Source organism: Fusibacter sp. A1, from assembly GCF_004125825.1.
In the GTDB taxonomy this organism is placed as follows: domain Bacteria; phylum Bacillota; class Clostridia; order Peptostreptococcales; family Acidaminobacteraceae; genus QQWI01.
Genome location: NZ_QQWI01000002.1, coordinates 352,500 through 371,046, shown reverse-complemented (window position 1 = coordinate 371,046; position 18,547 = coordinate 352,500). Strand labels below are relative to the sequence as shown.

The window sequence follows — 18,547 nt, the reverse complement described above, 5'->3', positions numbered from 1 at the left end:
CGTGCGACAGCCCTTTTAAACACCTCTATTCGATGAGCCCCAGCTCTTTTAACAGCTCATATAAGGTCTCATTTTCTCTTTTATCTACAATCTCGTATTCAGTCTCGACCGCCTCTAATCTGATGCCGCTTTCGGTATCAAGCATCTTAATGGATGGCTGATACATCGAGGAGATCGGCGATTGTTCAAAATGCCCGCTATAGATCGCGTTACCATGAAGCGAAACGATAAAGTAGTCCTTCTGGTCTGTATTGAAATATTCGGATCCACCAGACAATTTTAAGATCCCATCTTCTCTCTTATCTGTTTTCATGTCTTTCAGATAAGTGATGAAATTAGGCTTAAAGACAATTTCATGCGAATCCCACCGGTAACTTTCAATGTCTTTTTCGGAGAACATGAGCGTAGCTTCAGAAAGATCCAAGTCGTTGGTGGAAAGTTCTTCTACGAACTCGTTCTTAAGAAAGTAAAAACCTAGTTCAAAATTTGTTTCCTCGGGTAACTCCCATACAATAAACCAATTGCCATAAAGATTGGTTTCAACGATTACGTCGATACCAGCCCTTGAAAACACATAGCCCGAACCAAGACGCTCCCTATACTTCCATCCGATATCCCGCATGTACTCGACAAGCGGCAGTTCATTTTTATATTTGAATGAAACCAGGCTATGGCTCTCATCGTCTAACTCAGCATAGCTAGTCGAATTGAAAGGAATGCTGACTATCCCCTTTAGGAGGACAAGCCCCATGTCTTCCCTATCCAGTATCGGCCAAACATAGATCACACCGAGTCCGATAGCTATGAGCAGCAAAATCACAATTATTTTTCTCATCGCACACCTCGTCTTTCAGGTCAAACCGCACCTGAGTATCTCTATTTTTATAAACAACCTGCCTAAACGATTATCACGCTTACTGAATATGTACCACACCGAGCTCTATTCCAATCGTAATATCCACAATTCACCTGTAATAGGATGCGTTAAACGTGATTCGTCTTTTCCATTATGACATATTTTTTTGCACCTTTTTCAAAAAAAATATCTGTTTTTACAAACTCGAATTTTCCGTAGTAATCTGCCTTGTCCAGTCTCGCATTGCACCACACTCTTTTTATTCCCATTTTTTCCAACTGTTTTAAAACATAACTCAGCAGAAGCGTGCCGTATCCTTTGCCTTGATACTGTGAAAGCGTCGCAAATTTTCTGAACTGTGCCGAGTTTTCCGTGATAAAGACCGAAATCACACTGATCAGTTTGCTATCGACAAACAATCCGTAGTGTTCGCCTTTAGGATCGTCATCAAGCATGATGTATTCCAGATGTTTATTGGGCCACATCACAATCTGGCGTATGGCATAGGTCTCTTCATAGTTGATTTTTTTAATCATCTTTGTCCTCGTTTTTATCGTTAGTTTACCATGTTCCTATTTTAATAGACTTTGCCCGATAAATCATGAATTTAAGACAAATGTAATATTCAAATCCTATTCGGTTTAAGTTACCCAATTGATGTTTAGCGTCTTCAAATAATGGTATCCATTAATAAATGCGAACTACATTCAAATTACGAAAGGAGTTTGACGGTTTATGAAAAAACATCTACTTCCTTGCCTATTGATTCTGATTCTATTTTCACTACCTATCACCCATGCCCTCCCCACCATCAACGTCTATGTCAATGACGAGCGGGTCGACTTTGTGGATGTATCCCCATACATCAACGAAGACAACCGTACGATGGTACCGATACGTTTTATTTCAGAGGCCTTGGGTGCTACCGTATCCTGGGATGGCACGACTAAAACCGTTACCATAATCAAGGGAGATATCACTCTGAAACTCCCGATCGGTTCGAAAGAAATAACTGTGAACGGACTGGTTTACTCGGTGGATACCCCAGCCGTGCTGGTCAGCGGACGAACCATGGTACCGGTGAGGTTTCCCGCCGAGTTTTTAGGTAGCGACGTGCAGTGGGACGGCGCAACAAGAAGTGTGCTTATCGACAGCTCAGTTCCACCGCTAGTCGACGACTTCACTCTGCTCATCTACCTCAACGGAACCGATCTAGAAAGTGCTTATGACGACGAAAGCGGTACCTATTCCGGTGCAGGCACATCTGATTTGAACGAAATGCTTGCAGCTGTATCATCCGACAAGGTCAATGTCCTTGTGGAGACCGGTGGAACAAGTACCTGGGTCAACCCTTCGATCGACAGCACTCAAAACCAGCGGTGGTCAGTGCAAAACAATCAATTGACGCTTCTAGAAAATGTAGGAATTTCAAATATGGGCGACCCTGAAACACTATCGAACTTTGTAAACTGGGCGCTCAAAGCGTACCCTGCGAAGAATTACGGCATCGTCTTATGGAACCACGGCGGTGGACCGATCACAGGCTATGCCGTGGATGAACTTTTCAGCGGGGACGGCCTGATCTTACCCGAACTGGAGGACGCTTTTTCAGCGGTTCGTTCACAAAGCGGGGTCGTTTTCGATTTTATCGGTTTTGACGCTTGTCTGATGGCCACACTAGAAGTCGCCAACACACTAAGTCCCTATGCCGATTATCTGGTCGCCTCTCAAGAACTTGAACCCGGACACGGGTGGGATTACACTAGTCTGATCACCAGTCTGGCAGCGACATCTGATTATAGCGGCTCTGCAATCGGAAAATCGATAGCCGACGGATTTTTCCAGCAAGCTGTCGATGAAAAAACCGAGTCCGATGTGACCTTATCGGTCATCGACCTGAAGCGGCTCGATTCGATCAACACAGCGCTTTCGAAATTCGCTTCTGATCTTTCAGCGACCTTGATAGAAGATGCAAAGTTAAGCAGTATCGCACAGTCCGTTTCGAAAACTAAAAAGTACGGCGGCAACTCGTCCGACCAGGGATATACCGATTTGGTTGACTTGAGCCTGTTCGCCTCAAACCTCTCCACCTATTCCCCGGAATACGCCTTAGAACTCTCAAGCGCTGTGGACGAGGCCGTAGTCTATCAGGTAAGCGGACCGATCAATGATGCCGCAACCGGATTAAGCGTCTATTTTCCGTATCTGGACCAAGACAACTTCACCGCTAGCTTGGCCGTTCAGGCACAGCTGGACCTACCTACAAGCTTTATCTCCCTGGCAAGTGAGTTTGCAGGTAAACTTACAGGATCTGCCCCGCTTGTCGAACGAATGGATGAGATTGTCGTTTATGAACCAACTGAGTACAGCGCCTATTATGAGCTTGTGGTCTCTGAAGATCTTCTGTATGATATCGACAAGGTCTATATCGGTGTCTACGAGTACCTAAACGGTGATACACCCAGATATCGAAACTTAGGATACGACGCTCTGACAATTTTCAATGAAGAGACAAGTAGTTATTTTGAACAATTCGCAGGCAATTGGACTCTTTTTGATGATCATCCTATCATGATGAAAATCAGCTATTCCGATTATGACCATATCGAATATGAAATCCCCCTGCTGCTAAATGATGAAAGGGTTGTTTTGGAGGCTGTCTGGTATTATGACGATGCTTTCGCCTCAGGCGGATACTACGATATTATCGGAGCCAGAAGACCAAACGACCAAGTCACCAATATGCCGGACAGGAACATCATCTTACTGAAGGCCGGCGATAAGGTTCAACCGATCTACACCAGCTACCTCACCGAGACAGGCCTTTACCAGGAAGAACTCGGACAAGCTTTTGTGTATAGCGATCAGTCGAAGCTTACCTATGACGTGCTTCAGTCCACCGATTATCTATTCAACTTCATGATCATCGATTATTCAGGGCAGGTTTTAGAAACTGATTTCTATGAAATCCTGTATTAGTCAAGTAAAAGCTTGGGTAAAAGTTATGATAAAAGCCTAAAATAAGCTGTTTAATCCCTAAAATAGGACCGAAGTTGGATAATCTTTTTTATTACGACTCTGTAAAATATGATACTATTAGGATAAGTTTATTTTCTGTAGAGGTGGTGATTTATTGGCTTTTGAATTAGCGGGCGAACTAGAGAAGCAAATGATTCTTTCAAGTGATCAGGCTGCTACTTTACGTGCCTATATCCATACTAAAAACCCCCTACTGAGCAAGTCGGGTCTGGCTTCGATTTTCGCGGGCGCCGTCCACTTGATTTTGGATAAGGAACTGCATGAGTTCGACCTTGAACCCAGAGGTCACATTAAAGACCACCTACTGTCTTTTGTCGTCACAAGACGCACCTTCTTCATGTGCGCCCACGATGTTTTTGCAAGCATCATCCAAACAAGCATCGATTCAGTCAAGGGTATGCAGTCGCTTATTAGCTGGCTGACAGGACGTTTTAGCGAAAGTCAGGAATCAGAAGTGCTCTCCGCGCTCGAAGGCCACTTGATAAGGCCTAAAGCGACAAACGAATCATCTGATTCGCCAATACCTTCTTTCGTTGCCCCGAAACGTAGATTCATACCGCTATTCAACTTGAAAACAGCAATCGGAACGGCGCTTGTTCTAATGTTTTTCATGATGATGCTGTATCGTTTTACTCCTGGATCAGACGCGAATTTTTCAGACGACCTTGACTTCAGACTCGAACCGACTGAAATCGTCGCCGCCTCGCCTGAAAACCCGGTCAATGTATATAAAAGCACTTTCAACGATATTACTTATCAAGCCATAAATAGTCATAAGTTGGCTGCATGGTTGTCCAAAAGAGGCTCCCTGCTTGCCGATCTTGATCATTTGACACCGATACTTGTCGCTGCTGAGGATCAGGACATAAATCCCCTTGTGATGATCGCAGTGGTCGGACAAGAGCAAAGCTTTGTTCCCGCAACAAGCAGCAGAGCACACGAGATCATCAACAATCCCTTTAATGTTTTCGGTAGCTGGGTCAAATACAATACAAGCATCACCGACTCGGCAGAGATTGCGGCTCGTACCATCCATAGGTATTCACTGGATTGCCCACCTGATATGGACATCCTCGAATGGATCAACCGGGGCTATGCCGAAGACACCAACTGGTGGAAAGGCGTGCGGTCGATTTTAACCGATTTGGAACATGCCGAACTAAACGAATAAAAACATCATTACCGTTTGCATAAGGCATCGGTGATGATGTTTTTTTATTTGACAAAAGTGTAACAATGTCTTTCTTTACTAGTTATCGCCCCATTTATCCGTTATAATCAAATATATTTAACACCGGGAGGTAATCATGAAAATTTTTAGATTCTACACTATTCGAAGCCGAATCGCCTTTTTTACCCTTTCCGCCATCTTCATGCTCTTGTTCACAAGAGTGATCATCGAGACCATTCACACAAACAACGAGCTAGAAACCGAAATAGCCTATCAGCTGGATCACGCCTTGGATCTTGGAACATCATCACTCGAATCACCCCTGTGGGACTATAATCTTGAAAATACTCAGGATATACTAGAGGTTCTTCTTCACGACCCCAACATCGTCAAGGTTGAACTTAGGGACGAGATCGACGACGTCATTCAGATGCTTAGCAAGGATCATGTCGTTTTCGAAAATGACTCTATCATCTCTTCTTCAGGTACCGTCGTTCACGACGGTCTCAAAAGGGGCACGCTTACCATATGGATGAGTAATGAGATCTACAAATTAAGGCTTCAGCAAGTGATTCACTACAATTTTCTTTACGCAATTTTAGAAGTGCTGCTAGTGAGTTTGGTGATCTGGTCGGTTTCTGCCAGAACCACAAGACCTATAGAATCCCTGATCAGCATGGCAGATGACATCGCATCCGGCAAGCTGGACACGGTGATAGAGTGTAGGTCAAATGACGAGGTAGGTCTGCTCAGCAAGGCTCTTGATTCGATGCAGTCACAGATCGGTCAGCAAATGATCGAGCTTGAAAAGGATAAGGTCGAAATCACCGCCCTTTATGACCAATCGACCGCCATGAACACTAAGCTTGAAAAGATGCTTCTCAGCCTCAATCAAAATTACGAAGAGACGCTTTCGGCTCTAGCCAGAGCGATCGAAGTCAACGACCACTACACCAAAGGGCACTGCGACCGCGTTTCTGAATACGCCCTAAGCATCGCCGACCAGCTGGGGCTTTGCGAGTACGACAAGGAGATTCTGCTTAAAGCTTCGATTCTTCACGACATTGGTAAAATCGGCGTAGCCACCCACATCATCAACAAAGAAGGCAAGCTCGACGACGATGAATACGATCAAATAAAAGCGCACTGCCTCACAGGCTATAACATCATCAAGGATGTCGACTTCTTAAAAGAGAGCGCCTCGGTCGTACTACAACACCATGAGCGATTTGACGGAAACGGATATCCCAACCAACTGACCGGTACGGATATCAACCTGCTTGCAAGAATCCTTAGCGTTGCGGATACCTTCGACGCCATGACCAGTTCAAGGGCCTATCGAAAAAAACCGCTGAGTGATGAACAGGCTCTCGCGGAATTACATAAGCATAGCGGTCTTCAATTTGATCCCCTAGTAGTGAATGCGTGGATGAGGTGCCTAGATGAATCGGCATAACCTGAAAAAAATCGTGGTCGTTCTCTACTGTCTGCTTTTGGTATCGATCATCTATTCCATTTTCAGAGTCGAGCATAAGATCAAAGCGAAAGAAACCCAGACCTATCAGATCAAGACCTACTTTACCGATAGTGACTTCTCCTACTCCAGTTGGAAACTCACAGATAAGCTTCAGTTCACGACCAACGAGTACCCACCCTATGCGTACACCGAAAACGGTCAAGCAAAAGGAATCTCCTATGAAATAATGGTAGCTGTCTTGGATGACATGGGGCTTGACTATGAAATACAGTTCACCTCATGGGCCAGAGCGGTTCATCTTCTCGACCAGGGCAGAACCTTCGGTGTTTTTCCCGCCGCCATCAGCGCCGACCGAGTCGAGGACTATGTATTCAGCGACCTCTTGATTGACGATAAGCGCAATCAGAGCCTTGTGTACGAGTTTGACCCGTCAAAAACCGCAAAGAGCAGGATGAATAGGGTCGACGAGCTTTCTTTTTTTAAAGTGGGAGCGGTCATGTCCTATTACTATCTCCCGGATCTTGAATCTAAAGGTATCGACATCGATCTTTGCGTTGACGAAATTGAGTGTCTGACCAAGCTAAAAGACGGCAAAATCAGCTACGCGGTATTAGACCCAAAGGTCGCTGATTTTTATATCGACAGGGTCTTTTCAGACTTTAAGGACGGTTTTATCAAGACGGATATCACAATCAGCCACGAAACCGTAGGAGACGGACTCATGCTCAGTCAAAACAACAACCTACGGGCTGAATTTGTCAAATCCTTCAACAACACTTTGGAGAAGCTCAACCAAAACGGCACCATAGAGGCCATCACCCTCAAATATGAAACCCACAAGTAATCAATCACTAATCACTCACATCCGGACTACCCCTCCGTATGGGGATGTAGTATAATTGAACTATGTTTTCAACCATACACGGAGGTCTTATGAAAGATATAATCATGTATACGACAAGCACGTGCCCGCACTGCAAAACAGCCAAGCAAGCACTCACAAACGCAGGTTATAGGTACATCGAAAGAAATGCGTCGACAGATCCGTCGGCGCAAAGAGAAATGCAGACGATGGGATTGATGGGAGTTCCAGCATTCAACATCGGCGGTGAGGTCTTTACAGGATTTGATTTTGAAAAAATCAAACGCCTGGTGGATTATGTCATCATGCCCTGCCCTAAATGCGAAAAGAAGCTTAGATTGCCTAAAGGCAAAGATAAGCTTCGAATCACCTGCCCGCACTGCGAGCATCAGTTCACACTACTTAAAAAATAGGTCGCGTTCTTCGGAGTGATGATACTTGGTGTATAGGGTGACGGCCGCCACCATGGTGAAAGGACCTATGATAAGACCTGGAATACCTAGGAACTTGACCCCCGCATAAAGACCTGTCAAGGTAAGGAGTGGATGTATTCCGATTTGGGTACCCACAATTTTAGGTTCTAGAAATTGTCGTGTCAGTGTGGTGATGCCATACATCACCAGCAGTTTTATCGCCAGTGCCGATTGGCTGCCTATCACCATGGTCAGTATCCACGGCATATATATGGCCGCGGGACCGAACATCGGCAAGGCATCAACGATCCCGATTCCAAGTGCTACGAATATCGCATTCGGTATCCCGATCACCGAGAGCCCTATCGCGCTGATCACAAAGGTAAGGCTCATCAGAATGAGCTGGGCTTTCACATATCCCCACACAACCACCAGTATATCCCCTTTAAAAGAAATCCAGTACCGGTTGTTCGTGATGTACTTGACCCTGTAGGGTTTAAGCACCGCTGTGATCATCGCTCTGTCTTTTGTGAAGAAGAAAGCCGATAAAATAATGATCACTAAGGCGATTAGAAGACTCGGTAGGCTGCTTGCGATAGAGAAGCTCTTTGTCGCCAGCTCCGATGCAAGGTTGCCCATGTTGCTCAAAATACTTGCGGCTCCTTCAGAGATGACAGTCGCCGGATCAAAAGGCAATCCGATGAACAACTCACTTATCTTTTCGGACCATTTCGTACCGTATTCGGCAATAACACTGCTCCAAAATGGCAATACCCTAGAAAACTCCCTAAAAATCGAAACAATCAGTTTTCCAAGCAGATACACCAGATAAGAACTGATCCCAACCACGGTCAGAATCATGATCACGCTGCTTAAGCTATTGGGCAGCTTCATTTTTTCGTGCAAGAAGACCACCACGGGCGTGATCAGCTTTGAAATCAACCATCCAAAAACGAAGGGCAGGAAGATGATTGTCAGTTTGATCATCCCCATATAAACGATCACGATTCCCGCAATCAGAATAAGGATATACGCAAGCTTATTCAGAACGATATTGTTCATTTCATCACCTCTTTATTTTAAATATTCCTTTTGAGGATGATACTGTGTGGGGTTCAGATGGACGACCACATCGTCCACAAGTTCATAGCCCATCAATTTTTCTTTAATATTATCCCCTATCTCATGTCCTTTAAACACCGTCAGATCAGCATCGACAGAAACCTTTACAATCAAAAGGTAATTAAGGCCGACAGGCTTTGAGACGATCGCGTCAAGGTGATCTACCCCCTCGACGTCTTTTACGTCTTTTTTCATCTGTTCTTTTATTCCCATATCGATTGTCGTATCCATAAGGACCTGATAAGAAGATGAAAAGATAGAAAATCCGGTATAGGCTATCCATAGCGCAATGGACATCGCAGCCAAGGCATCGATGAAATAGACATTGAAATAACCTGTAACTATGCTTAAAAGCGTGATAAGAGATACAAAAATGTCATTGCGGTGGTCCTGCGCGTTTGCGACTGCCAAGAGGCTGTTATGTACCTTACCTACTCTTGAAGCATACATGAAGAGCAGGTATTTTGTTCCTATAGTAAAGAGCGACACTACGACAAGCCAGATCGAGAACATGAACGTACGTTTCTCGAGAAGACAGACGATTCCCTTTTTAAATATCGCATATGCCACAAGCATCAGTGAAAAACTGATGATCATCGAAAAGACATATTCCGCTTTTCCATGCCCGTAAGGATGGTCGTGGTCATCCGGTTGTGAGGCGATCGCATTTCCTATATAGGTCATAGCAGATGCAAAGACATCTCCAGCACTATTGAACCCATCGGCGATCATCGCTTGTGACCGTGTAAGAATGCCGATATAAAGTTTCAGCGCCAGTAAGATGACATTGCCTATGATTCCAAGAAGAGCAACCCTTCTTATTTCAGTTTCCCTTGCCATAGCAACTCCTTTTTTAAGCTAAGATAATCTTATCTTTTTTATCCTATACCCAATTTAACGGAAACCGTTTCAAAAAGCAGAAGTTCTTCATGTTTATTCAGTCGGCCTCTGCTTTTATCCCCACCTCTTTGCCTATCACGCGCAGAATAGTACGGTTTGATCATTGACATGCCTATACTTATATAGTTTAATTTTAGTATGCATATACATAACTAATCATACTTACACTATTTCTAATCCAATGTGCACTTCATCCATAAGGCTTCTGCCAGTATGATCTATTCTCAACTAATCGACCAGAGGTGGGTTTATGAATAAGAATAAGTACCTTATATTAGTTTACATATTGGTTTCTTCCATGCTGCTATCCGCATTTTCTCTGCCTGGGATCGAGAAGGTCTACAGCTTCGACGACATCAGGCAACTGGTTGAAGATAAGGACATCGATACAGCCTATCGGATCTTATCCACCGTGACCACCGAGGGCACATCCACTGACGAGGACATTAAAATCGCCTATCGGATGTTGCTAGAGCTCGACAATCTTTTTGTCGATATGAATCTAATGGCCAAACACGCCAGCGGCCTGCTTGAGCTATCCGATCTGACCGACGACACCTTCGCTGAAGCTTTGTCCTATTACTACTTCGCCCGTGTTTTCTATACCCAATACGACGATGCGAGTGCGATCGACGCCATAGAGCATCTTTTAGACTTAGCCGATAGCGAAAATTTTCAACTGGCCCATGTTCTCGGTGGTTCCTTTTACTACATGCTGTATCATTCCTATGACGATACCGAAAACGAAAGGTTTTGGAGCGAATATGCTCTCAACTACTGTGATCAGCTGACTTATGACCAGTACTGGCTTTTCCCCCACCATGCACAAGTCATCACTTTTAAAGATAGCAACAGCAGGTTTTTAAACCGACCCGATTATTCGGATGCAAAGTATTTATCGTTTTTAAACGACGCGGCACTCACAAATGAAAATCAACCCTGGTTTATTGAACTATCCTACTCGGATATTCTATCTACCGGTTACAAATCGATCGGCTTCAATTTTAAGGCACTGGCATACAAGAGTAAACAGGAAGACATCATCAACAGCCTGAATACAGGAGAGTACCATCCACCGGTTCTCGCTACGATCTTGTATGAAAAATCGGTGATCCATTACACCTTGGCCCAGTACAAGGAAGCCGCGGATATAGCCTTCGGTTCGAAAAATACGCCAAGCACACAGGAACAGGCAGAAGCGGCATCTGAGTTTTCCGACTACATGGATGCGTTCAAAAGCAAGAAGAACTTAAAGCTTATCGAGGGCCAGCAAACGGCTTTGCTGCTCACCAGCGTCCTTCTGTTTCTACTGGTTATCAGCGTCATCTTTGTCATACGTGAATATCAGCGTATCGACAAGCTAAAGAACATCGTGTATGAAAAGTCCATACGAGACGGATTAACCGGTTTATACAACCGAGTCTACACGCTTGACCTTTTCGAAAAGGACCCCGACGCGGATACTTCCATCGCGATACTGGACATCGACAATTTTAAAGCGATCAACGATACGTTCGGCCATTTGAACGGCGATGAAGTACTCACCACCATCGCAAAGATCATCTCCGATCAGTTGGGAGACAGCGGCTATGCAGGCCGATACGGTGGTGAGGAGTTCATTTTCATTATCGACAAGGCTCAGAATCATGTCGCATACGAGCTCTCAGAATCCATAAGACATGCGATCGAGCACCAACCCTGGAGTTTCGGTCTTGAAAAAGTCACCGTAAGCATCGGTCTTTTATGCAACTCACACGCCTCCTTCAACGAGAGATTCATCCGGGCGGACCAACTGCTTTATCAAGCCAAGCATGGCGGAAAGAATAAGGTATGCGCTGAAAATTGTCAAAAAGGTTAAGTCATGCGACTTAACCTTTTTCTTTGATCTTATATTGGTTTTTGGGGCGTCCGAGTTGGCCGTACACCGGAACAACATCCACCTGATCCTGTTCGACAAGGTACTGCAGATACCTGTGCACGGTCTGATAGGCGAGGTTGACCCCTTTAGTGATGTCTTCCATTCCGACAAGGTCCTCTTGAGTGTCAAGATATTCTAGCACAAGCTTTAGCGTCGCGCTGCTTATGCCCTTTTCTATGAAAACCTGCTCCTTCTTCTGAATCATCTTTTCTTGAATGCTTTGTATGTGCAGGTTGACTTTGATCCTCGACATGAGATCAGGAGCCTTGATGGGCTTGATCGCAAAATCAGTGGCACCTGCTGACATGAACTTATCAGAAATCTCCTGTCTCTCATCCACTGTCAAGACCAAGATGGCCATGTTATGATCCAGCGTTTTCATTTTCTTCACGGTCGTCATGCCGTCCCAGCCTGGCATATGGTAGTCCACGATAATCAGTTGTGGATTTTGCTTTTTTGCGATTTGGAATCCTTCTTCCCCACTAGTCGTTGTGAAGGTCTCGTATCCACAAAAATCACAAATTTCTTTGATGGTAAAGAGGATATCCGGTTCATCATCAATAATCAGCACTTTAACTTGTTCAGACATTTCAATTTACTCCTTCTCCAATAGGTAGCGATACCATCACGCTTGTACCGACGCCGAATTCACTTTCTATTGTTATTTCACCGCTATGCTCTTCGACGATCTGTCTTGCAAAGGGTAAGCCAAGTCCAGATGTGTTCTTCCCCGAATGTCCGACTAGCCATACTTTGTCCAGCTTATCGGCTTCTATTCCGGTTCCGTCATCCTTTACGACGATAATCAGTCTTTGGTCACTTCTTCTGACTGAGATTTCAATATGCTTATCCACTTTTGTATTAGGCGCCAGGATGGCGTTTTCAAGAAGATTGATCAGCGCACGGGACAGTCTGACTTTGTTGACCGTCAACATCTCGTCAGCGTTTTCCATATCGATTGAAACCTCCAGGTGCTCGTCTTCAATCGGAATTTGTGCCCTTACATAGTTGATCAGTAGCTCCACGCTGATGCGCTGCCTGCTGTCGCTGTATAAGAAACTGGAAATCATGTCATTCATTTTTTCCACTGCGCCTTCTATCCTCTGAGAATAGACGTCGACTTTTGTCGTGTCTTTTGATAGGGATAATAGCGAGTTCAGACCTCTGATCGTTACAAGAGGCGTCTTGAGGTCATGGGCGAGCGCGTTGATTTCCTGATAAAGGCGGTTCTCCATCATTTGGGACTGAATCGTTTCGATCTCTCGAGCCGCCTTAAAGTTTTCCTCGGCGATTGTTATGTTTTTTGCATTCGCCCTAAAGAGCATCGCCGTCAGCCCCGAAGACAGCAGCAGAGGGACTACAAAAGAAAATCCCATGTAGTTGAGGACTTTGATTCCGTTCAGATATTCACTGGCGATCTTAATGCTCACAGGGATATCCGTCATTCCAATAAACCATTTCGACGCCTCTGGAACAATGGTCAACCACTGGAGTCCGAAAAAGACTTGAATGGAAATCAAAAGTATCGGCAATATGGAATTGAGCCTTATCCTCCCCCATACGATAAGAGCCAAGGACACCAAAAATGACAGTGTCAGATTCAAGGGTTCCCAAGGTGTTCCCATCAATTGCGACTGTGACCACAGCATGATACAGAAGGATAGATACAAGAGCAGATATTTCACAGGTTGACTGAATTCAAGCTTCACCTGCATAAAATCAAACGCTATCGCACCACCTGTAAAAAATAAAACATAAGGTACCGTTGCTACTACACAAAACGTTGCCGATGCGACAACCAGTTTTCCAGAATCTCCTGAATGGATGGCCTCCCTTATCAGAACGATAAGGTCAAACCAGTTCTTTTCTATTAAAAACGGCCATATGGCTCCAAGGACAACAAATAGTCCTGCCACCACTATCGAATCCTGCTTTTTAAATTCATACCTCATGCTACACCTACCTGAACGCTGCCGCAAGCGTCTCTACTATTTCGCCGGCGTCATTTATGAGCGTCAGCGGAATATCGCCCGCTTGGGCTATGTCGATAAAGTACTCCTGATCGCTTTTTTTTGTCGCTATGATGTAATCCGAACATCCGCAAGTCACACCGATCAGCTCGCGTGTATGGGTAGTCAGGCGGTCCTTACCACCAAGGTAAACTAAAATGATAGGGATCTCCTTAACCGTCGCCGACTCGATCAATCGGTCAAGTCTCTCTTTTTCGTCATCAATCGACTTGCCGGCCAGTCGGTATCCCACATCGCTGTGTCCCACCACGACAATCATCGAGGCGATGCCTTCCAGATCAGCATATGTGGCCTGAGGCATAAAGAGACTGTGAAGCCTTAATTTGTTGGCGGCATTTTGAACGATATAGGTATCCGTACTGAGCCCCGCCGATGTGATCAGAACCGTCTCGGATGCGATCGGCTTCGATAGAAAGACAGTGTCTGAATTGTTCAGAACCTGTTCGTTGTTGAGAATCAGACTAAAAACAAACACAGTGACCACTCCTGCCATTAGGTACAGGATATTTTGAAACCTTGTGTTCACGCTCATTTGGCCACCTCTTTCAGTTCCACAAGATTCAAGGGCTCTACCCCGCTGATGTGTGGGACAAAACCTTTGACGGTTTTTGACAGCCCGATGGTCGGCATGGTATGAATCAGTGGAATCGCCGGAATTTCGAGCGCTATCAGTTCCTGAATCTCCCTATACAGGCTTTCACGAAAACTCTGATCGTTCATCTGCCTAGCTTGGCTTAATAGATTGTCCACTTCTTGGTTGTGGTATAAGGAATAATTGGTAATCAGACCCTTTGAAGTGTTTTCGGATGCGAAGAAGTTGTATAGGAAGTTGTCCGGGTCGGCGACATCGCCGTTCCATCCCGCTAGGACCATATCGTAATCGCCGTTCTTACTTTTGGCTATCACCTCTTCCCAAGGCAGAATTTCAAGATGAAGATCTATCCCCGCCTTAGCAAAGCTATCCTTTAAAAACAAGCCTAGGCTTACAGGATTCGGAAAATATTCTCTAGGAGAATCCATCAGAAGCAAATTGAGTTCTATCGTCTCTCTGATGCCGACTTTTCTTAAAAGCCTTTTGGCCTCATCAACGTCATAAGCGATGCTTTCTATCCCTTCATGATGTCCCCATAGCACCGGAGGAACAAAGGTACTTGCCGGCCTAGTGGTCGCATCAAAGGCAGCTTCGATCATCGCATCCTTGTCGATCATATGACCGATCGCCTCTCTCACATTCGCAAGCTTCAAATGTTTGTTCGACATGTTGAAGGCGAGGTATCCGACATTGAACACAGGCCTTCTTGACAAGGTCAGTTCGTCCTCCTCTTCAAGTTCGTTCGATATCTGAGCGGGCAGATCATAAGCGATATGGATCTCTGAACCCTTCAGTTTCACATAACGTTCCCGATGGCTGATGATGCTTTTAAAGATGAGCGCGTCCACCTTTGGCTTTGCCCCCCAATACAGGCTATTCTTTGTAAGCTTGATCTCCCCGTTCTCATTCCAAGACTCAAATATGAAGGGCCCTGTTCCTACAGGTTTGTACTTGAGTGCCTCATTGTAGGTTTTGATCGCTTCTGGACTAGCGATCCCAAACGCCGGCATCGCCAGCGTATTTAAAAAAGGAGCGTAGGGCTCACTCAACTTGATCTCCACAACATCGTCAGAGATTGCTCTCACATGGTCCACAATCCCCGGAAACCCCCCGAAGCTTAAGTTCCAATAGCTGAAATGACCCGCGTGGTAGGGATTGCTCGGATCCATCCATCTATTGAAGTTAAAAATGACCGCTTGGGCGTCTAGTGGCGTATTGTCGTGAAAAACAACCCCTTGGCGAATTTTGAAATGCCACACAAGTCCATTGTCACTCACCGACCACGACTCTGCCAGCGAAGGCTCAACGCTTGCGCCGCTGCGATCATACACCACCAGGGTGTCATACAGGTTGATCGTTACTTTGAGTGATTCCTGGTCTGTGACAACAGCAGGATCGAGTCCAATGGCATCATTCGCCCTCCCGATGATCAGGGCGGTCTCCTTATGTTGATTGAATTCCCACCAGTGCATAAGATCTGCAATCAGGTTTGTTTTTATTTGCAACACCGATGTGAAAAGAACGATGACTATGCCAATGACAAGACCAATTCCATACCACTTCAATCTACTCATGATAACTCCCTCTTAATTTTATGTTTCTTCTATTTTAACCTTTCGTGAGTTCATTAACAAATAACTTTGAAGTGACTTTGCAAGTATTTAGGCAGATGTTCATTTTTCGTGAGAGAAATATGTGCTAAAAAGATCTATCGGTCTTATTTATTCTATGATTAAGTAGGATACGATAAATTTATCTAATAGGTCCATACCTACTTCAGAAAGGAATCGGCATGATCAGAAAAGATCGGGTGGTAAGCACTTTTTTAGAATACGTACAGATTGACAGTCCCACACAAGCAGAAGCGACATTTGCAGCGGTGATGACAAAAGAACTTGAAGCCCTGGGCTTTCAGGTTTTCATCGACGACGCCGGTGAAGCTCTCGGCAGCAAAACTGGAAATATCATCGCCAAACTAAAAGGCAGCCATATCACCCAACCCATCCTGTTCGGGTGTCACTTGGATACGGCATCCCCCGGTATCGGAATCAAACCCACAATCGTGGATGACATCATCTACTCCGATCAGACAACCGTCTTAGGTGCTGACAACAAGGCTGGCATAGCCGCACTCATAGAAGCGTTGCAGGTCATCAAAGAACACAACCTTCCCCATGGCCCTATCGAGGTCGTACTCAGTATCTTTCATGAAGGCGGCCAAAAAGGAGCGAAGCATCTGAATTATGAACTGTTGGACTCCAAAATAGCATATGTCCTTGACGGAGGAGGCGATCCGGGTCGGATTGTCACTTCAGGTCATGCCAAATATCAAATGCAGCTATACATCAGCCACATGAACGAGCTTTGCGCACCGAGCCTTAAGACGCTGAGGCAAATCACCTCAAAAGTGGTGGATGCCATGCACAAGGATAAGAACTACGCGACTTCCACAGCAAGTGTCGCTGTGATTTGTGGAGCTTCAGACAAACATGTGATACAGGTGGAATCCGCTTCCCTATCCGCTGAATCCGCGCTAGAAGCAATCTGTAAAATAAGATCCTCTTTTGAGGATGTGGCTTCGGGCTATTCAGCTACTGTCACATCGAAGCTTTCAGAAGTTCATCAGACCTTTTCAGTCAGTCGTCACGATCCGATGGTAAAGTGTCTTTTCAGCGCCTGCAGCAGTTTGGGCCTTGAAGCCTATACCGCTCAGTCCATTGACGGCAGCGATGCAAATCACTACCACTCAAATGGAATCAAAGCTGTCAACCTTGGCATCGGGGAACGTAAACCCCACACTCTGCACGAACACCTACATATCAAAGATCTTGTCAACGCGTCACGACTTATCCTAGCGCTTGTCGACGAGCACGTAAAAACACCTATGGTCGACCTATGAGCTGTTGAGCCTTTTAGGTCATCCATAAGTGTCAACGTCTTATTTCTTATATCCATTTCTTATTTGAAATACTTCTGGTATAAATACTCACCCTGTGCGAGACCTTCATCGTACCCCTGTTTCATTTTTTCAGGATCGCTCTCCGTTCTTGTGACTTTAAAGGAGTCACTCGGTCTTACCACGATCAGTTTTTGCTGCTTTTCAAGTGATTCGATCTTGGTGATGATCCGATTGTAATTTGCATGCCGGACATTCAATTTTGCGATCACTTTCGGGTACTTCCTTAGGACGATAGGATAAAGCCAGGAATGTTCCGACTGTAGCTTCCTGTACCCCTTGGGCTGCGTCAGCACATAGACGATCTGGTCATATCCCTTCTTCATGACTTCATCAAGCACCAAAGGACAAGCGACACCGCCGTCCAGATAATAGACGCCATCGTGCCTTACGGGTCTGGACATGATCGGAAGACTCGTCGCAGCATCCAAGACCTCTTTCAGATCTTGTTTCGTCTTAAAGTCACTGATATATTCGACTTCCCCTGTCACGCAGTTTGTGAGCGGGATATAGAGATTTTCTGTCCGTGCGAAAAATGTCTCGTAATCAAAAGGATCCAAGACTTCGGGTATGGTTTCAAAAATAAACTTCTTGTTGAAGTAGGCACCTGTCGTCAAAAAGCTCTTGATCCCCTTGTATCTGGGATCGGTCACATAATCGATAAAAACCCGCCTGTTTCTGTCAGCTTGCCTTGAAAGATACGTGACAGCCGTGCTGGCACCGGCAGAAACTGCATAAACATCGTCAAAGTATATGTCATATTCCATTAGGGTTTCTAGCACGCCAGCCGTGAAAATACCTCGCATGCCTCCACCTTCTAAAACCAAAGCTGTTTTTTTCATAGTAGTCCTCTCAGTATCTAATTATCATCCACTACTATTATACACAAAAAAAGTAAAAAGAGCCAAAGTCGACTTCAGCTCTTCATGTACTACCATTCATCATCAATCTCTTCTTTTTCTTCAACGATCGGTACATCGTAATACGGATCCGAAGGCTCCAGTGGAATGAAAATCATCGCTGCGATGTATAGCCACACGCTTAACCCTCCGAAGAAGACTGCGATGAACACCAATATTCTTACAATCGACGTGTCGATTCCAAGATAGTTCGCCAATCCTGCGCAAACGCCGCCAATCATTTTATCATGCCTTGAACGATATAGTTTTTTGCTACTCATAATAGACCTCCCAACTTAGTGACTTTTGATA

The 18,547-nt window shown here is 45.1% G+C and carries 17 protein-coding genes; 7 read left to right on the top strand and 10 right to left on the bottom strand.

Annotated features, from left to right (window positions below; genetic code table 11):
• Positions 1-25 precede the first annotated feature (25 nt).
• Together DWB64_RS03740 and DWB64_RS03735 are read right to left on the bottom strand one after the other, a co-directional pair.
• Entirely contained in the window at positions 26-835 is an 810-nt protein-coding gene (locus tag DWB64_RS03740) for a hypothetical protein (protein ID WP_129486851.1), read from the bottom strand.
• Between the two features lie 149 nt (positions 836-984).
• The gene (locus DWB64_RS03735; protein WP_129486850.1) at positions 985-1,392 is read right to left on the bottom strand and encodes a GNAT family N-acetyltransferase; all 408 of its coding nucleotides are present in this window, start codon (positions 1,390-1,392) and stop codon (positions 985-987) included.
• A gap of 199 nt (positions 1,393-1,591) precedes the next feature.
• Here DWB64_RS03735 and DWB64_RS03730 point away from each other — a divergent pair, with 199 nt between their 5' ends.
• The 5 genes from DWB64_RS03730 to DWB64_RS03710 all read left to right on the top strand — a co-directional run bounded on the left by DWB64_RS03730 (position 1,592) and on the right by DWB64_RS03710 (position 7,818).
• Positions 1,592-3,835, top strand: a complete 2,244-nt coding sequence (locus DWB64_RS03730) for a clostripain-related cysteine peptidase (RefSeq protein WP_129486849.1) — start codon at positions 1,592-1,594, stop codon at positions 3,833-3,835.
• Between the two features lie 154 nt (positions 3,836-3,989).
• Positions 3,990-5,066, top strand: a complete 1,077-nt coding sequence (locus DWB64_RS03725; protein WP_129486848.1) for a hypothetical protein — start codon at positions 3,990-3,992, stop codon at positions 5,064-5,066.
• Between the two features lie 136 nt (positions 5,067-5,202).
• Positions 5,203-6,522, top strand: coding sequence for an HD-GYP domain-containing protein (locus DWB64_RS03720; protein WP_129486847.1), 1,320 nt, complete (start codon positions 5,203-5,205; stop codon positions 6,520-6,522).
• Positions 6,509-7,387, top strand: a complete 879-nt coding sequence (locus tag DWB64_RS03715) for an ABC transporter substrate-binding protein (protein ID WP_129486846.1) — start codon at positions 6,509-6,511, stop codon at positions 7,385-7,387. The genes DWB64_RS03720 and DWB64_RS03715 overlap by 14 nt, the downstream gene beginning before the upstream one ends.
• A gap of 89 nt (positions 7,388-7,476) precedes the next feature.
• Positions 7,477-7,818 (top strand): glutaredoxin family protein, encoded by a 342-nt coding sequence (locus tag DWB64_RS03710; protein ID WP_164980212.1) that lies wholly within the window; start codon positions 7,477-7,479, stop codon positions 7,816-7,818.
• Here the strand turns inward: DWB64_RS03710 and ytvI are convergent.
• Both ytvI and DWB64_RS03700 read right to left on the bottom strand, forming a co-directional pair.
• Positions 7,804-8,880, bottom strand: coding sequence for a sporulation integral membrane protein YtvI (gene ytvI / locus DWB64_RS03705; RefSeq protein ID WP_129486844.1), 1,077 nt, complete (start codon positions 8,878-8,880; stop codon positions 7,804-7,806). The two genes, DWB64_RS03710 and ytvI, sit on opposite strands and share 15 nt — an antisense overlap.
• A 12-nt stretch (positions 8,881-8,892) precedes the next feature.
• Positions 8,893-9,780, bottom strand: coding sequence for a cation diffusion facilitator family transporter (locus tag DWB64_RS03700; protein ID WP_129486843.1), 888 nt, complete (start codon positions 9,778-9,780; stop codon positions 8,893-8,895).
• Between the two features lie 310 nt (positions 9,781-10,090).
• Here DWB64_RS03700 and DWB64_RS03695 point away from each other — a divergent pair, with 310 nt between their 5' ends.
• Entirely contained in the window at positions 10,091-11,698 is a 1,608-nt protein-coding gene (locus DWB64_RS03695) for a GGDEF domain-containing protein (protein ID WP_129486842.1), read from the top strand.
• 10 nt (positions 11,699-11,708) lie between these two features.
• Here DWB64_RS03695 and DWB64_RS03690 read toward each other — a convergent pair whose 3' ends face one another.
• From DWB64_RS03690 to DWB64_RS03675, 4 genes are read right to left on the bottom strand one after another with little or no spacing between them, the layout of a single operon-like run.
• The gene (locus DWB64_RS03690) at positions 11,709-12,347 is read right to left on the bottom strand and encodes a two-component system response regulator (protein ID WP_129486841.1); all 639 of its coding nucleotides are present in this window, start codon (positions 12,345-12,347) and stop codon (positions 11,709-11,711) included.
• A 1-nt stretch (position 12,348) separates the two neighbouring features.
• Positions 12,349-13,710: a HAMP domain-containing sensor histidine kinase gene (locus DWB64_RS03685; RefSeq protein ID WP_129486840.1), complete on the bottom strand. Its 1,362-nt coding sequence runs from the start codon at positions 13,708-13,710 to the stop codon at positions 12,349-12,351.
• Between the two features lie 7 nt (positions 13,711-13,717).
• Positions 13,718-14,320 carry a DUF6305 family protein gene (locus DWB64_RS03680; protein ID WP_129486839.1) on the bottom strand — a complete coding sequence of 201 codons (603 nt, stop codon included), beginning with the start codon at positions 14,318-14,320 and terminating at the stop codon, positions 13,718-13,720.
• Positions 14,317-15,954: an ABC transporter substrate-binding protein gene (locus DWB64_RS03675; protein WP_129486838.1), complete on the bottom strand. Its 1,638-nt coding sequence runs from the start codon at positions 15,952-15,954 to the stop codon at positions 14,317-14,319. The genes DWB64_RS03680 and DWB64_RS03675 overlap by 4 nt, the downstream gene beginning before the upstream one ends.
• Positions 15,955-16,172: 218 nt before the next feature.
• Between DWB64_RS03675 and DWB64_RS03670 the strand changes: the two genes are divergently transcribed.
• Positions 16,173-17,279, top strand: coding sequence for a M20/M25/M40 family metallo-hydrolase (locus DWB64_RS03670; protein WP_129486837.1), 1,107 nt, complete (start codon positions 16,173-16,175; stop codon positions 17,277-17,279).
• Positions 17,280-17,338: 59 nt separating this feature from the next.
• On the opposite strand, the gene DWB64_RS03665 is transcribed toward DWB64_RS03670, so the two are convergent.
• On the bottom strand, positions 17,339-18,178 hold the full coding sequence (locus DWB64_RS03665) for a patatin family protein (RefSeq protein ID WP_129486836.1): 840 nt from the start codon (positions 18,176-18,178) through the stop codon (positions 17,339-17,341).
• A gap of 89 nt (positions 18,179-18,267) precedes the next feature.
• Positions 18,268-18,516: a PspC domain-containing protein gene (locus DWB64_RS03660; protein ID WP_129486835.1), complete on the bottom strand. Its 249-nt coding sequence runs from the start codon at positions 18,514-18,516 to the stop codon at positions 18,268-18,270.
• Positions 18,517-18,547 lie beyond the last annotated feature (31 nt).

Excerpts from the sequence above, each read along its gene's own strand:
- DWB64_RS03720 (WP_129486847.1), top strand. The coding sequence starts at position 5,203 with ATGAAAATTTTTAGATTCTACACTATTCGAAGCCGAATCGCCTTTTTT.
- DWB64_RS03685 (WP_129486840.1), bottom strand. The coding sequence starts at position 13,710 with ATGAGGTATGAATTTAAAAAGCAGGATTCGATAGTGGTGGCAGGACTA.
- DWB64_RS03710 (WP_164980212.1), top strand. The coding sequence starts at position 7,477 with ATGAAAGATATAATCATGTATACGACAAGCACGTGCCCGCACTGCAAA.
- ytvI (WP_129486844.1), bottom strand. The coding sequence starts at position 8,880 with ATGAACAATATCGTTCTGAATAAGCTTGCGTATATCCTTATTCTGATT.
- DWB64_RS03665 (WP_129486836.1), bottom strand. The coding sequence starts at position 18,178 with ATGAAAAAAACAGCTTTGGTTTTAGAAGGTGGAGGCATGCGAGGTATT.
- DWB64_RS03660 (WP_129486835.1), bottom strand. The coding sequence starts at position 18,516 with ATGAGTAGCAAAAAACTATATCGTTCAAGGCATGATAAAATGATTGGC.
- DWB64_RS03675 (WP_129486838.1), bottom strand. The coding sequence starts at position 15,954 with ATGAGTAGATTGAAGTGGTATGGAATTGGTCTTGTCATTGGCATAGTC.
- DWB64_RS03700 (WP_129486843.1), bottom strand. The coding sequence starts at position 9,780 with ATGGCAAGGGAAACTGAAATAAGAAGGGTTGCTCTTCTTGGAATCATA.
- DWB64_RS03715 (WP_129486846.1), top strand. The coding sequence starts at position 6,509 with ATGAATCGGCATAACCTGAAAAAAATCGTGGTCGTTCTCTACTGTCTG.
- DWB64_RS03690 (WP_129486841.1), bottom strand. The coding sequence starts at position 12,347 with ATGTCTGAACAAGTTAAAGTGCTGATTATTGATGATGAACCGGATATC.
- DWB64_RS03670 (WP_129486837.1), top strand. The coding sequence starts at position 16,173 with ATGATCAGAAAAGATCGGGTGGTAAGCACTTTTTTAGAATACGTACAG.
- DWB64_RS03680 (WP_129486839.1), bottom strand. The coding sequence starts at position 14,320 with ATGAGCGTGAACACAAGGTTTCAAAATATCCTGTACCTAATGGCAGGA.
- DWB64_RS03740 (WP_129486851.1), bottom strand. The coding sequence starts at position 835 with ATGAGAAAAATAATTGTGATTTTGCTGCTCATAGCTATCGGACTCGGT.
- DWB64_RS03735 (WP_129486850.1), bottom strand. The coding sequence starts at position 1,392 with ATGATTAAAAAAATCAACTATGAAGAGACCTATGCCATACGCCAGATT.
- DWB64_RS03695 (WP_129486842.1), top strand. The coding sequence starts at position 10,091 with ATGAATAAGAATAAGTACCTTATATTAGTTTACATATTGGTTTCTTCC.
- DWB64_RS03730 (WP_129486849.1), top strand. The coding sequence starts at position 1,592 with ATGAAAAAACATCTACTTCCTTGCCTATTGATTCTGATTCTATTTTCA.